This is a genomic window from Janthinobacterium sp. NKUCC06_STL (assembly GCF_019345455.1).
GTDB lineage: Bacteria > Pseudomonadota > Gammaproteobacteria > Burkholderiales > Burkholderiaceae_D > Janthinobacterium > Janthinobacterium rivuli.
The window spans coordinates 239,107-251,431 of the sequence record NZ_JAHKQY010000001.1 but is presented as its reverse complement, the minus strand read 5'-3'; the positions used below and the strand labels follow the sequence as shown (position 1 = coordinate 251,431).

Here is a 12,325-nt window from a genome sequence, read left to right as displayed (position 1 = left end):
CTAGCTGCCCTGCACGGGATGGTCGTGGAAGTCCAGCGCCGTAAAGTCCTGCTGCAGCTCCTCGCCGAATTCCAGGATGGTGTCGTCGTCCTCGTCGTGATACCAGTTCAGGCGCACCTGGTTGCCATCGACGGCCGCCTGGTTCAGGGTGTCGAACAGGGTAAACAGCATCTTCGTGCTGGAGCTGTTGAAATAGGCCAGCGAGACGTTGACGGTGATGGCCGCCTCGTTGCAGCCTTCCAGGTAGGCGCGCACGGCGGCGATCAGCGGGCCATAGAAGGCGGCCGCGTTTTCCGGATACGACTCGCCCTTGATCGACAGGGTGTGCTGCTCGAAACGGAAGTCGATTTCGGGCGAACTCGGGGTCGCGGCGATGAACAGTGGTGACGGTAATTGCATATGCTTTCCTGAGTCGGCTCTTTCAAATGATGGCTTTGATGCAGAAGATGGTGTGGCCTGGTTCCTGGGGATCCTGGACGAATTCGAATTCCAGCGGCTCGCTGGCGTCGCGCGCCATGGTCAGAAAACCCAGGCCCGCGCCCTTGCTGTCGGCCGGCGCTTCTTCGCGCAAGGCCTTCTTGTACGCCAGGCGGATTTCTTCCATCGTCATCGTGTGCAGCGGTTCCAGGCGGGCGCGGATCTGCGCCACGTTGTCCGTCGAGACGGGGTTGGCGCACAGCAGAAAAAAACTGTCGCCGCGCGTGCCGATACAGAATGAACCGCGCCGCATCTGCTGGTCCAGCTGCGCATCGGGCGTCAGGCTGTCGGCGGAATAATGCATGATGTTTTGCGACATCTCGATGAACGAGGAAAAGATGCGCCGCCGCGTGGGCCCGGCCGCGCCGGCCGTATCGAGGCGCGCCTTGATGGTTTCGGAAATGGCATTCACCACGTGCTGCGAGAAATAGCCCACGTAAAAAAAGATGATGTTGCGCTTGCGGGCCACATCCCAAAACTCGTTGAATTCTTCGTACAGCACGTCCGTGCTCCTGGCTAGCCGGTGACCCGGTTTCTTGTTGATAAGGTGACTCGATGGCGCCAAAACTACAGGCGGAAACAGAAAAAGGTCAGGTCGTCGCGGCGCGGCTGTTTTCCCTGCCATGCCGCGCTGTCCTCCAGCAGCGCCGCCGCCACGTCGCCGGCGGGGGCGTCGCGCCGCGCCAGCAGTTGCTCGCGCATGCGGCGCTTGCCGTAGGCGATGTCGCGCGCGCCGCCGATCTGGTCGAGCAAGCCGTCGGTGGTGAGGAACAGCAGGCTGCCGGCGGGAATGGCCAGCGTCTCGTTGTGCCAGCAGTAGCCGGCCGGCGTGTCGACATAGCCCACGCCCATGCGCGCGCCATCGATGGCGCGCACGGCCTCTTCGCCCGGCGCGACCACGTGCAGCGCCAGTTTCGCGCCCGCGAAACGCAGGCTGGCGCTGGCCGTGTCGTAGCACAGGAAGGCGCAATCCATGCCGTCGTTCGAGCCGGCGTGGCCGCTGGCCTCGCTGCTGCTGGCGCCGTCCTGGCCCAGCAGGGTCTTGATGGCGCGGCTGACGGCGCCGATCAGGGCGGCCGGATCGTGCGGCCCCAGTTCGCGCAAGGCCTGGCTCAGGGCCGACGAAGCGATCAGTGTCATGAAGGCGCCCGGCACGCCGTGGCCGGTGCAGTCGGCGATGGCGGCGAACCAGCCGCCCGCATGGCGTTCGAAGAAGTAGAAGTCGCCGCCGACGACGTCGCGCGGCTGCCATTCCAGATGCGCGTCGGGCAGGGTGGCGCGCAGTTCCGCATCGGAGGTGCGCAGCAGGGCGCGCTGGATCACGCTGGCGTAATCGATGCTGTGCATGATTTGCCGGTTCTTTTCCGCCTGCATGGTGGCGACCACGTTCATCAGCTGCAAGCCGAAGCCCACGCCGGCCAGCGCGCCATCGGCGGTGATGATGAAGCCATCGGCCAGCGCCTTCTCGCCCGCTTCCACGGCGCGGAAGGTGAGGTCTTCGATGCTCATGGCGCCGTCGACGATCAGCGGCTCCTTGTCCATGAAGGCGATGCAGCTCTTCTTGCCGTACACCTCGTGATAAAAGGGCTTGGACATTTGCGACATGAAGATGTTGCGGCTGATCAAGCCGATGGGCTTCTGCTGCTCCGTGACTGGCAGGCTCATCATGTCGCGCCGTTCCGTGAACAGTTCCAGCACGGCGAAATTGCTGGCGTCGGCCTGCACGGATTCCGTGGGGATGCACAGGTCAGCCGCCACGGACGTGCGATAACGGGGAAGATGCAATCGAGAAGCGTTGAACTCCACAGCGGCTACCTTTACATGACGATCGGACCCTTGTTGTCGCAACAGCAAGGCGACTGACAAACAGGCAATATCATCATGGTAGCCTTGGAATGTGACGGCTTGATTACCAGCTTGTCAAAACCGTATGCATGATGGCTACATGGCAAGCAACTTACAGGCGCCGGGCCAGCGCCTGTGCCTGTTCCAGCCAGCGCGCTCGCTGCGCTGCGGTGGAATCGATCATGGGACCAAAGCTGGCCACCTTGACGGGCTTGACGCCGCAAAATTCCAGGGTCGTCTTGCGCAGCTGGTGAATGCCGGGCATGTGGTAGACCCAGCGGAAATACCAGGGCGGCGTATCCATCGCCACCAGCAGCTGGGCCGTGCGGCCTTTCAGCAGCTGCGCCGGGAAAGCCTTGCCGGGGCGATACTTGAAGGCAAAGCCGGGCAGGAAGATGCGGTCGACGAAGCCTTTCAGCAGGGCCGGCGCGCCGCCCCACCAGATCGGGTAGGCGAAGACCAGGTGTTCGGCCCAGCTGATGGCTTCCTGCGCGGCCAGCAAGTCTGCTTCCAGCGGCTGCACCTGGCGGTAGCCTTCATGCAGGTTCTGGTCGAAGTCCAGCTGGCCCAGGCGCAGCTCACGCACCGTGTGGCCTGCGCTACGGGCCGTGGCGGCGTAGGCATCGGCCAGGGCGGCGCAAAAGCTGTCGCTGGACGGGTGGCCGAGGAGTATCAAAATGCGCTTGGGTGTCGTCGTGGTCATGATGCAGGCTGTCCGTTAAAGAAGAGCTTGCATGCTAAAGCCTGCCCCTAGTGACAGAGTCAAGCGGCCTTTTGCAGACGCTGCTGCGCCAGGCAGTCGTGGATTTCCGTGTCGATGTCGGCCAGCTGCGCGTCGAGCTGGCGCAGGCGGGCGAACTCCTGCTGTATCTGTGCGCGCTTGTCAGCGATGTGCTGCGACAGGGCGGCCCAGTCGGTATCGTCGCCGGCCAGGATGGGCAGCAGTTCGGCCAGGCGGAAGCCCAGGGCCTGCGCCTGGCGTATCAATTTGACTTGCGCCAGGTCTTGCTGCGTGTAGACGCGATAGGCGCCCGAGCGGCGCACGTCCCCCAGCAAGCCCAGCGCTTCATAGTGGCGCAAGGCCTTGGGCGAGGTGCCCGCCAGGCGGGCGATTTCTCCGATGTACATGCTTCTTCCTTGTTGAACTGCGGCGCACGCAGTGTAGCGCAGGTGGCTTGCCAGGCGCTACCTTGCGCGCTGCCTCAGGAGGGCTTGCGCGGCGGCACTTTTTTGGCAGTGCACTCGGCGCAGGTGCCGTACAGCGACAGCGCGTGCTCGTGCAGCACGAAGCCCCGCTCGGCGGCGATCTCGTTCTGGCGCAGTTCGATGCCTTCGTCGACGAATTCATCGACCTTGCCGCAACCCGTGCAGACCAGATGGTCGTGGTGCTGGCCTTCGTTCAGCTCGAAGACGGCGTGGCCCGATTCGAAGTGGCGGCGAAACAGAATGCCCGCTTCGGCAAACTGCATCAGCACGCGGTAGATGGTGGCCAGGCCCACGTCGATTTTTTCGGCCAGCAAGAGTTTGTAGACATCGTCCGCACTCAGGTGCTTGATCGTGCCTTCTTGAAACAGCTGCAGAATCCGCAAGCGGGGGATGGTCACTTTCAAGCCCGATTCACGCAGTTCCCTCAATATATCCATGTCTCCCATTCCTTTTTATAGTCGCCTAGCGAGGTCATTCATTATATCGCAAATGATAATCATTACTATTCTCATTTATAGCGTGCGAAGTGGAAATATTATGCTGCGCAGGGCGGTGGCAATCCAGTGACATCGGCGCAAGTGGCGATTGCGTGGCGGGCAACTTGCGTCAGCATGGCGTGCCGACATGGGAGCCGTGCACGCGGTCACGCTGCATTGCCGCATTTTCTTGATCTGGGCAAAGGAAAAAATGCCTCTAATGATGCCATCTAGCACTATTTGATGTGGATCAAAGTTTTTGTTGCACTGCACTCTTAGACTTCGCAGCGTTACTTAACGACAAAAAGAGGGAACTAGAATGAAAAAGTCCGCAACTGCAGCAGCAATCGTCCTGGCCGCCATCGGCGCATTCGCCGGCAACGCAATGGCACAGGAAAGCCCATGGCTGGTCCGTGCGCGCGCCGTGCATATCGATCCGGCCAACAAATCCACGCCGGTCTTTGGCGCTGGCGCATCGGACACGATACATGTCAGCAGCAAGACGATTCCCGAAATTGATATTTCGTATTTCTTCACCCCGAACATCGCTGCCGAGCTGATCCTGACGTATCCGCAAAAGCATGACGTCACCCTGTCTGGCACGAAGATCGGCAGCTTCAAGCATTTGCCACCGACCCTGTCGCTGCAATACCACTTCATGCCTGAAAAACAGTTCAGCCCTTACGTGGGTGCCGGCGTGAACTACACGAATATCTCGGACGTGAAATTGCTGAACGGCGCCGGCCGCCTGGAACATGACAGCTGGGGCTTGTCGCTGCAAGCTGGCGTCGACTACAAGCTGGACAAAAACTGGTCGCTGAACTTCGACATCAAGAAAGTGCAGATCCGCAGCGACGTACTGGCTGCTGGCGCCAAGATCAGCGAAGTCAAGATCGATCCTGTCCTGATCGGTGTCGGTGTCGGCTACCGTTTCTAAGCATTGATCGACTGCGCCCCCGCGGCGCGGACAATAAAAAAGACGGCCAGGTGTGAACCTGGCCGTCTTTTTGCATTCCATGCGCCGTCTTATTTTTTCAGCGTCTTTTCCAGCGCCAGCTGGTAGTCCGTCTTTTCGTAGCCGGCCAAATACTTGTTCGTCGCGTCGAGGAAGGCGCGCGAGCGGTAGGCCGCTTCCAGGTCCTTGACCCATGGCTTGGCCTTGTCGGCCGTGCGGATGGCGACCAGGTTGATGTAGCTGTCCGAGATCTTTTCCACGCTAAGGGCCGACGTCAGCTTCATGCCGGCGGCCAGGGCGAAGTTACCGTTGACGAAAGCGTAGTCGGCGTCCGCCAGCGAACGTGGCAGTTGCGCCGCTTCCAGCGGCACCAGTTTCAGCTTCTTCGGGTTTTCCAGCACGTCGCGTTCGGACGCGCGCAGCGGGTCGACGTTCGGTTTCAGCTTGATCCAGCCCATCTTGGCCAGCATCACCAGCGCGCGCGCCTGGTTGGTCGGATCGTTCGGCATGGTGATGGTGGCGCCGTTCTTGACGTCCGCCAGCGTTTTCTGCTTGCCGCCGTACAGGCCGATCGGCATGGTCGGCACGGTGATCAGGGAGCTCAGTGGCAGCTTGTTATCGGTGGCGAACTTGGTCAGATACACGATGTGCTGGAACACGTTGGCGTCCAGCGAACCTTCGGCCAGCGCGTAGTTCGGCTGCACGTAGTCGTTGAATTCGACGATCTTGACCTTGTAGCCCTGTTTTTCCAGGATGGGCTTGATGCCCAGCTTCAGCTGGTCCGAATACGGGCCGGAGCTGGTGCCGATGACGAGTTCTTTCGGGTCCTTGGCGTGGGCGGCGGTGGCGAAGGTCAGGCTGGCGGCGGCCAGGAGCAGGTTGCGGCGAATATGGTTCATGCTTTTCCTTGTACTGAAATACTGAAGATGAATTAACGTTTGTCGAGGCGCTTGGCGATGCGCGTGCCGGCGAACTGGATGGTTTGCACCAGCACGATCAGGATGGCCACGGTGGCGACCATGATGTCCGTCTCGAAGCGGTAGTAGCCGTAGCGGATGGCCAGGTCGCCGATGCCGCCGCCGCCCACCACGCCGGCCACGGCCGAATACGACAGGAAGCTGATCGACAGCACGGTCAGCGCCAGCACGAGGCCGGAGCGCGCTTCCACCAGCAGCACGCGGAAGATGATTTGCATCTCGGACGCGCCCATGGCGTGCGCCGCCTCGATCACGCCGCGCGGCACTTCGCGCAGATTCTGTTCCACCAGGCGCGCCAGGTAGGGAATGGCGGCGAACGACAGCGGCACGGCGGCGGCCAGCGGACCGATCGAGGTGCCCGCGATGATGCGCGTAAACGGCGTCAGGGCGACCAGCAGGATGATGAAGGGGAAGCTGCGCACGGTATTCACCAGCCAGCCGAGGATCGTCGACAGCGGGCGGTTTTCCAGCGACTGGCCTTCCGAGACGAGGAACAGCAGGATGCCCAGCGGGCCGCCGATCAGGATGGCGGCGGTAAGACCAATGCCCAGCATGGTCATGGTCTGGCCCAGCGCCACCCAGATTTCCGGCAGCAGCTTGATGACGTTATTGATCGATTCTTCAAACATGTGTTGCATCCTTCCATGCGGTGGCTTCAAACGCCTCGGTGCCGTAATACGCCAGCTCGCGTCCCAGCGCCGTCTTGCGCGGGGTGGCCGTGTCGCTCAACTCGAATTGTTCGGCGATGGCGCCGTTTTCCACGACGGCGACCCTGTTGCAGATGGCGCCCAGCACCGACAGTTCATGGCTGACGATGACGATGGTCACGCCCAGGCGCACATTGATGTCGCGCAGGGTGTCGAGCAGGGCGCGCGTCGTTTCCGCGTCCAGCGCGGACGTCGGCTCGTCGCACAGCAGCACGTCGGGGTGGCTGGCCAGGGCGCGGGCGATTGCCACGCGCTGCTTCTGCCCGCCGGACAATTGCGCCGGGTAGCTGTGCAGCTTGTCGGACAGGCCCACCAGCGCCAGGCATTCCTCGACCCTGGCGGCGATGTCCTCGCCCTTGGTGGTGCCATGGATTTTCAGGGGGAAGGCGACGTTGTCGAAGACGCTGGCGTTTTGCAGCAGATTGAACTGCTGGAAAATCATGCCGATGTTCTGGCGCGCGTCGCGCAATTCGCTCTTGCCCAGGCGCGTCAGTTCGCGCCCGGCCACGGTAATGGTGCCGCTGTCAGGGCGCTCGAGCAGGTTAATCAGGCGCAGCAAGGTCGATTTGCCGGCGCCGCTCTTGCCGATCAGGCCGAAAATATCACCGGGATAGACTTCCAGCGTGACCGATTTGACCGCGTGGAATTGTTCGCCTTTGGGCAGCGCGAAGGTCTTGTTTGCGCCATCGATGCGAATCACCGGCGTACGGTGTGGTGTGGTCATGCAGTGTTTCCTTTTTTATTGGACCGTGACAGGCGCGCTTGCAGGGGCCAAATCGCCCGGCCTGTTACGTCGGTTGCGTAGTATACCTCCGATCGTGTTATTACTCCTACGACAGAATCTTGCTTTGAATATGCAAATAATGTCTATATGGGTGTTTGGCGAGAGTAAACGCGGTTTTTATGCGATCAGCCGATGGAAAATTCGACGGGAATCGATAATTCCAGCGGGTCCGGCCGTTCCTTGGGAATGCGCGGCAGCGGCGCCGCCCGTTGCAAAGTGTCGAGCGCGGCCTGATCCAGCGCTGCGGAACCGGAACTGCGCTCGATGGCGGCCGCCAGCACCTGGCCATCGCGGTCGATGCGGCAGCGCAGATACACCACGCCCTGTTCCTGCTTCGCGCGCGACGCCGTCGGATAGCGGCGGAAGCGCTCCATGCGCGCCAAAACCTTGCCTTCCCAGCTAGATACGCCGCTGCGCAGCTCCTGCGGCGCGGGCGGCAGCGCAGGCGAGGGTGGTGCCGTCGCGATGGATGGTGCCGCCGCCGGTGCCGGTATCACGGGCGCATGGCGCACCTCGGCAACGGCCGCGATGCTCTCGGCTTGCGGCGCCATGGGCGCGGCATCGGGCTGCGGCAGCACGAATTGTCTGATTGCCGGCGCTGCCTTTTTGGCAACGCTGCGCGATGGTGCGGCGGCCGCGCTGACCCGTTCAGCAAGATTCTGCTCCAAAGGTCGCGGCGGGGCAGCGGCCGGCAAGTACAGCATGGCCGGCTGCGCGGAGTCGGGCGCGATGGCCAGCAGGGGCGCCGCTGGCGCGCGGTGGTATAGCGCCCATCCCAGCAGGGCGCCATGCATGGCGAAGACGGTGGCGATGGTCAGCGGCTTGTGCCAGTCCGCCGGCGGCGTCTTTTCTGGCGCAGGCGCCGGGCCTTCCGGGCGGCGCAGCAGGTAGATGATGACGGCGATTTCCATCGTTGCCACGAGGACGATGACCCACCAGGGCGGATGGCCGAGGCACATGGCGACAAAGCCGATGGCCATGCCCAGGCAAGCGAGGACCTTGCCGCGGCGTGACACGGCGCGGTGTTCGCGCCATTGGCGCAGCGGCGCGCCGAAGCGCGGGTGGTGCAGCAGCCAGTGCTCCAGGCGCGGCGAGGCTCGGCTGAAGCAGGCCAGCGCCAGGATCAGGAAGATCGTCGTTGGCATGACGGGCAGCATGGCGCCGATCACGCCCAGCGCCACCATCAGCATGCCGGCGCCCGTCCACGCCCAGCGGCGCAGGCGTGCCGTATGCGCTTCCGCAACTGCCTGGATGACTGGCTCCTCCATCAGGCGCACGCCTCCACGTGGCCATGCATGCGCAGGAAGGCGGCGCGCGCGCCATCGATCACGCGCGCTTCACCGGCATCGTCAAGCACGGCCGTATCGAGCACGGACGTGAAATCGCGCCAGTGGCGCGCGCGTCCGTCCGGATGGCCGGCCAGGTGGCGCGCGCCATGGTGTTCATCGAGGCCGATCTTGCCGGCCAGTTTATACAGGATGGCCGCGCCCAGCTTCGAGCCTTCGCTCACGTACAGCCAGCCCAGCGCCGTGGCCAGGTCCAGTTGCGCGTCGAACGGCGGCGTGGCCGCATCGGCCGGCAATGCTGTCTCGAGGTCGCGCAGGTCGGCCGCGATGCTGTCGTAGCGGCGGCGCTGCTCCAGGTCCGGCAGCAGGGCGGCCAGCTGCGCGTTGTCGTACAGCGCGTCGACGTCGCGCAGGAACGCGTACTGCGCCTGCAAAAAGCGTGCGTAATTGTCTCGGCTGGAAAACGGCGCGCTGGCCATGATGCGCTGGTCCAGCAATTCGTGGGTGGCCATGGTGTCGGCTTTCAGGCGCTGGCTGCGGGTCGGGGCCGCATTGGTCGGAACGGCGTTTAAAGTGGTGTCGCTTGCTGCATGCATGGAATATCTGCTCTCTATTATAAGGATGAATCAAATCAGAAACGAAGGCCAAGCGTGACGCGCGCCGTGCGGCCCGGTCCCGGCATCAGGCTCAGGGTCAGCGGATCGAGGTAGTAGCGGTCCGTCAGGTTGTCCACCGCCACGTCGACGGTGGCGTTGGGCGTGATCTTGTAGCTGGCGAACAGGTCGGCCAGGGTGTAGGCCTGCGTCAGCACCTGCGGCGAGGTGCCCGTCCACGACTGCCACACGGCCTTGTCGTCCTGGCGCGCCAACGGGTGGCCGACGTGCGTCAGGCGCGTGCCGACGGTGAGTTTTTCCTGCAGCCAGCGCGTGCCCAGGGTCAGGTTGGCGCTCAGCTTGGGCTGGATATGGTTGCTCACGTAGGAGCTGCTAAAGCCGATGGGCGAGCAGTCTGGCGTGTTCCAGATCTCCGATTGCCACTTGCTGGCCTTGCGCAAATAGGCCGCCGTGGCCGCGTCGCAGATCAGGGTCTTGCGGTTCCAGGTACCGGAAAAGTCGGCAAACACGCTACCCCGGTCATACGACGATTGCAGTTCGACGCCCGAGACGCTGTATTTGTCCGTGTTCGCCATCGAGAAATTCTGCGCGTGGGCCGGCAAGTCGGGAATCGGGCGGCGCGTGATGTAGCCGTGCGCGACGTTGTCGAAATACGCAACGCGCAGGCGCAGCTTGTCGGTGGCGCTCCATACGCCATCCTTGATCACGCTTACGCCGATCTCGCGGTTGTGGCTGCGCTCCGCGTTCAGAGGTGACGAATAGGTGGCCGAGAAACCCATCGTCGATTCATACAGGCTGGGCATGCGCAAGCCGCGCGCGTCGCGCAAAAACACGCTGACGCTGTCGGACAGGCGCGCCGTCAGCGCAAACGTGGGCGCAAAACCGTGGTCCTTGCGGCGGATCGGCTTGCTGTAGGTGAACAGGCCGGGGATGGCGTCGCGGAAGACATAGTCGTTGCCGCTCCAGTTGGCGACCTGCGAGACGTCCAGCGGCGCAGGTTCTTCGCCATAGCGTTCCACCATGCCGCCCACCAGCGCGGGATTGGTGGCGGCCGTGAACTGGCCCTGCGCATCCTGGTACCACTTCGACGCGCCGAGCTGGCCGCCGTCCTTGTCCCACATGGTGACCCATTGCCAGCCCTGCGGCTGGTATTGCTGTTCCGCGCGGCGGTTGCGGTCGCGCGAGTCGAAGCGCTGGAAGCGTCCGCCCGCCTCGATGCTCAGCCAGTCGCGCGCCTGCCACTGCAGCGAGGCGAACGCGCTTTGCTCGTGGCGCTTGCCGTTGCGCAGGGTGTGGTTGGCATTCAGGTCGTCGTCGAGGATGGTCACGCTGTCGGCCGGGCCGATATCCTCGTTCTGCAGCGACAAGCCGTAATCGAGCTTGAGCGCGCCCATGCCGGTGGCGAAGCGCGAGGTGTTCGTCAGGTCGGCGCCAACGCGGCGCGCCTGGTTCTTCGCCAGGTACAGCACTTCCACGCACTCCTTGCATTCATGGTCGCCCGGATTGGTCTTGCCTTCGAGCGGATTGCTGAAGATGTCGCCGTTGCGCGACTTGCTCTGCATGTCCGTCAGCCACAGGTTGGCCTTCAGGTCGATCAGCTGCTGGCCTTCCGGTTTCCACTCGTAGCGCGCCGTCAGCGCGTTGGTGCGCACCTGGCTCGGGTCCCACTGGGGAATGCTGCCGGTGCTGTTGCGGTAGATTTGCGAGGGCATGATTTCGCCATAGCTGCTGTCGAAATAGCGGTAGCCCAGCTCCAGCTTCTGTTCGTGCGGCAGGCGCAGGTTGGCCTTCAGCAGGGCCGAGGTGGTGCGGTTGGCCGTGTTGAGCACTTCGTCGCCCTTCTTGAAGAACTGCGTCACGCCATTGTCGTCGCCCCATTCATTGAGCATCTGATAGCGTTCGAAGCCCCGTGTGCCGGAAAAATAATTGCCGATGCTGCGCTGGCTGATGGCGGCCACCAGGTCGTAGTCATCCTGGCGCGTGGCCACGGCGATGCTGCCAAAACCGCTGCGCGGGTTGCCCAGCTTGTTGCGCTGCGTGCGCGGCGTGCTGCCGAAATCGGCGGGCGCCGAGACGCTGTTGTCCTGGATGCCGCCGCGCAGGCGCACGCCCGTGCGCTGGCCTGGTCGCAAAATGTCTTCCGGCCGCAGGGTCTGCATGCTGACCATGCCGCCGATGGCGCCCGCGCCTTGCGCCGACAGGTTCGGGCCCTTGTCGATGCGGATGGCGCTGATCAGGTCAGGGTCGATGTAGCTGCGGTCGGCGATGCCCGCGTAGCCGCGGTAGACGGTCGACGATTGCAGGCTGCCGTCGATCAGCACGGGCACGCGGCCCTGGCCCTGCATGCCGCGCACGTTGACGTCGACGGCGCCGCTGTTGCGGCTGTCGCCCACCTGCACGCCAGCCACGCCCTTGAAGATGTCGGCCGGCGAGGTGCCGCGGAAGCGTTCGATCTGCTCGCGCCCGATGTACACGGAGGCGGCTGGCGTGAGGAAGGGCAGGTCGGCAGGATCCGTGTCGTCCGCCTCGAAACTGCCGCTGCCGCCCTGGCCATTCACGCGCAGCGTGCCGATCTGCACGGCGCCGGTAGAGACAGGCGCGGGCGCGCTGATGATGATGGTCGTGCCGCCTTGCAGCTGCGCCTGCAGGCCGCTGCTGGCCAGCAGCTGGCGCAGCGCCTCGGGCAGCGAATGCCGGCCTTGCAGCGGCGCGCTGTGGCGTCCCTGCGTCAGGCGCGCGTCGGCCAGCAGCACCATGCCGGCCTGGCGCGCCAGCTCGTTCAGCGCGCGGTTCAACGGCTGCGCGGGAATCTGCCATTCCACCTGCGCCACCGGCGCGGCGGCGGCATGCACGGCGGGCGTGGCGAAGGCCAGGCCGATGGCCAGGAAGAGGGGAGAGAGGCGGGGAGACAGGCGGGCGTGCAGGGGAGGGCGCGGTGGAGTCATATGCAGGTTTTTCCTATGGTGATGTGGTGGTCCTTCATAGTTAAAACGAATGA

13 protein-coding genes are annotated in these 12,325 nt (G+C 63.6%); 1 reads left to right on the top strand and 12 read right to left on the bottom strand.

Annotated elements, in window-relative coordinates:
- The 6 genes from KO539_RS01155 to fur form a co-directional block, all read right to left on the bottom strand.
- Nucleotides 1-399: a DUF1987 domain-containing protein gene (locus KO539_RS01155; protein ID WP_099380707.1), complete on the bottom strand. Its 399-nt coding sequence runs from the start codon at nucleotides 397-399 to the stop codon at nucleotides 1-3.
- Nucleotides 400-421: 22 nt separating this feature from the next.
- The gene (locus KO539_RS01150) at nucleotides 422-979 is read right to left on the bottom strand and encodes a SiaB family protein kinase (RefSeq protein ID WP_034756676.1); all 558 of its coding nucleotides are present in this window, start codon (nucleotides 977-979) and stop codon (nucleotides 422-424) included.
- Between the two features lie 65 nt (nucleotides 980-1,044).
- Nucleotides 1,045-2,262 (bottom strand): SpoIIE family protein phosphatase, encoded by a 1,218-nt coding sequence (locus KO539_RS01145; protein WP_219306972.1) that lies wholly within the window; start codon nucleotides 2,260-2,262, stop codon nucleotides 1,045-1,047.
- Between the two features lie 172 nt (nucleotides 2,263-2,434).
- Complete coding sequence (locus KO539_RS01140) at nucleotides 2,435-3,025, bottom strand: NAD(P)H-dependent oxidoreductase (RefSeq protein ID WP_035820186.1); 591 nt, start codon at nucleotides 3,023-3,025, stop codon at nucleotides 2,435-2,437.
- Nucleotides 3,026-3,084: 59 nt separating this feature from the next.
- Nucleotides 3,085-3,450 carry a MerR family transcriptional regulator gene (locus KO539_RS01135; RefSeq protein ID WP_219306971.1) on the bottom strand — a complete coding sequence of 122 codons (366 nt, stop codon included), beginning with the start codon at nucleotides 3,448-3,450 and terminating at the stop codon, nucleotides 3,085-3,087.
- A gap of 74 nt (nucleotides 3,451-3,524) precedes the next feature.
- Nucleotides 3,525-3,965, bottom strand: a complete 441-nt coding sequence (gene fur / locus KO539_RS01130; protein ID WP_035820181.1) for a ferric iron uptake transcriptional regulator — start codon at nucleotides 3,963-3,965, stop codon at nucleotides 3,525-3,527.
- A gap of 358 nt (nucleotides 3,966-4,323) precedes the next feature.
- Between fur and KO539_RS01125 the strand changes: the two genes are divergently transcribed.
- Nucleotides 4,324-4,941: an OmpW family protein gene (locus KO539_RS01125; RefSeq protein WP_219306970.1), complete on the top strand. Its 618-nt coding sequence runs from the start codon at nucleotides 4,324-4,326 to the stop codon at nucleotides 4,939-4,941.
- A gap of 89 nt (nucleotides 4,942-5,030) precedes the next feature.
- On the opposite strand, the gene KO539_RS01120 is transcribed toward KO539_RS01125, so the two are convergent.
- The 6 genes from KO539_RS01120 to KO539_RS01095 all read right to left on the bottom strand — a co-directional run bounded on the left by KO539_RS01120 (nucleotide 5,031) and on the right by KO539_RS01095 (nucleotide 12,272).
- Nucleotides 5,031-5,858, bottom strand: a complete 828-nt coding sequence (locus KO539_RS01120) for a MetQ/NlpA family ABC transporter substrate-binding protein (RefSeq protein WP_219306969.1) — start codon at nucleotides 5,856-5,858, stop codon at nucleotides 5,031-5,033.
- A 32-nt stretch (nucleotides 5,859-5,890) separates the two neighbouring features.
- The gene (locus KO539_RS01115) at nucleotides 5,891-6,565 is read right to left on the bottom strand and encodes a methionine ABC transporter permease (RefSeq protein ID WP_099380715.1); all 675 of its coding nucleotides are present in this window, start codon (nucleotides 6,563-6,565) and stop codon (nucleotides 5,891-5,893) included.
- Nucleotides 6,558-7,367 carry a methionine ABC transporter ATP-binding protein gene (locus tag KO539_RS01110; protein WP_219306968.1) on the bottom strand — a complete coding sequence of 270 codons (810 nt, stop codon included), beginning with the start codon at nucleotides 7,365-7,367 and terminating at the stop codon, nucleotides 6,558-6,560. Before KO539_RS01110 ends, KO539_RS01115 begins: the two co-directional genes overlap by 8 nt.
- A 185-nt stretch (nucleotides 7,368-7,552) precedes the next feature.
- Complete coding sequence (locus KO539_RS30555) at nucleotides 7,553-8,695, bottom strand: TonB family protein (RefSeq protein ID WP_219306967.1); 1,143 nt, start codon at nucleotides 8,693-8,695, stop codon at nucleotides 7,553-7,555.
- Entirely contained in the window at nucleotides 8,695-9,309 is a 615-nt protein-coding gene (locus tag KO539_RS01100; protein WP_219306966.1) for a biliverdin-producing heme oxygenase, read from the bottom strand. The genes KO539_RS30555 and KO539_RS01100 overlap by 1 nt, the downstream gene beginning before the upstream one ends.
- 35 nt (nucleotides 9,310-9,344) lie before the next feature.
- Complete coding sequence (locus KO539_RS01095; RefSeq protein ID WP_219306965.1) at nucleotides 9,345-12,272, bottom strand: TonB-dependent receptor; 2,928 nt, start codon at nucleotides 12,270-12,272, stop codon at nucleotides 9,345-9,347.
- Nucleotides 12,273-12,325: the final 53 nt, after the last annotated feature.

Coding starts and splice junctions, on each gene's coding strand:
- KO539_RS01155 (WP_099380707.1), bottom strand. CDS start 399: ATGCAATTACCGTCACCACTGTTCATCGCCGCGACCCCGAGTTCGCCC.
- KO539_RS01140 (WP_035820186.1), bottom strand. CDS start 3,025: ATGACCACGACGACACCCAAGCGCATTTTGATACTCCTCGGCCACCCG.
- KO539_RS01135 (WP_219306971.1), bottom strand. CDS start 3,450: ATGTACATCGGAGAAATCGCCCGCCTGGCGGGCACCTCGCCCAAGGCC.
- fur (WP_035820181.1), bottom strand. CDS start 3,965: ATGGATATATTGAGGGAACTGCGTGAATCGGGCTTGAAAGTGACCATC.
- KO539_RS01125 (WP_219306970.1), top strand. CDS start 4,324: ATGAAAAAGTCCGCAACTGCAGCAGCAATCGTCCTGGCCGCCATCGGC.
- KO539_RS01120 (WP_219306969.1), bottom strand. CDS start 5,858: ATGAACCATATTCGCCGCAACCTGCTCCTGGCCGCCGCCAGCCTGACC.
- KO539_RS01115 (WP_099380715.1), bottom strand. CDS start 6,565: ATGTTTGAAGAATCGATCAATAACGTCATCAAGCTGCTGCCGGAAATC.
- KO539_RS01110 (WP_219306968.1), bottom strand. CDS start 7,367: ATGACCACACCACACCGTACGCCGGTGATTCGCATCGATGGCGCAAAC.
- KO539_RS30555 (WP_219306967.1), bottom strand. CDS start 8,695: ATGGAGGAGCCAGTCATCCAGGCAGTTGCGGAAGCGCATACGGCACGC.
- KO539_RS01100 (WP_219306966.1), bottom strand. CDS start 9,309: ATGCATGCAGCAAGCGACACCACTTTAAACGCCGTTCCGACCAATGCG.
- KO539_RS01095 (WP_219306965.1), bottom strand. CDS start 12,272: ATGACTCCACCGCGCCCTCCCCTGCACGCCCGCCTGTCTCCCCGCCTC.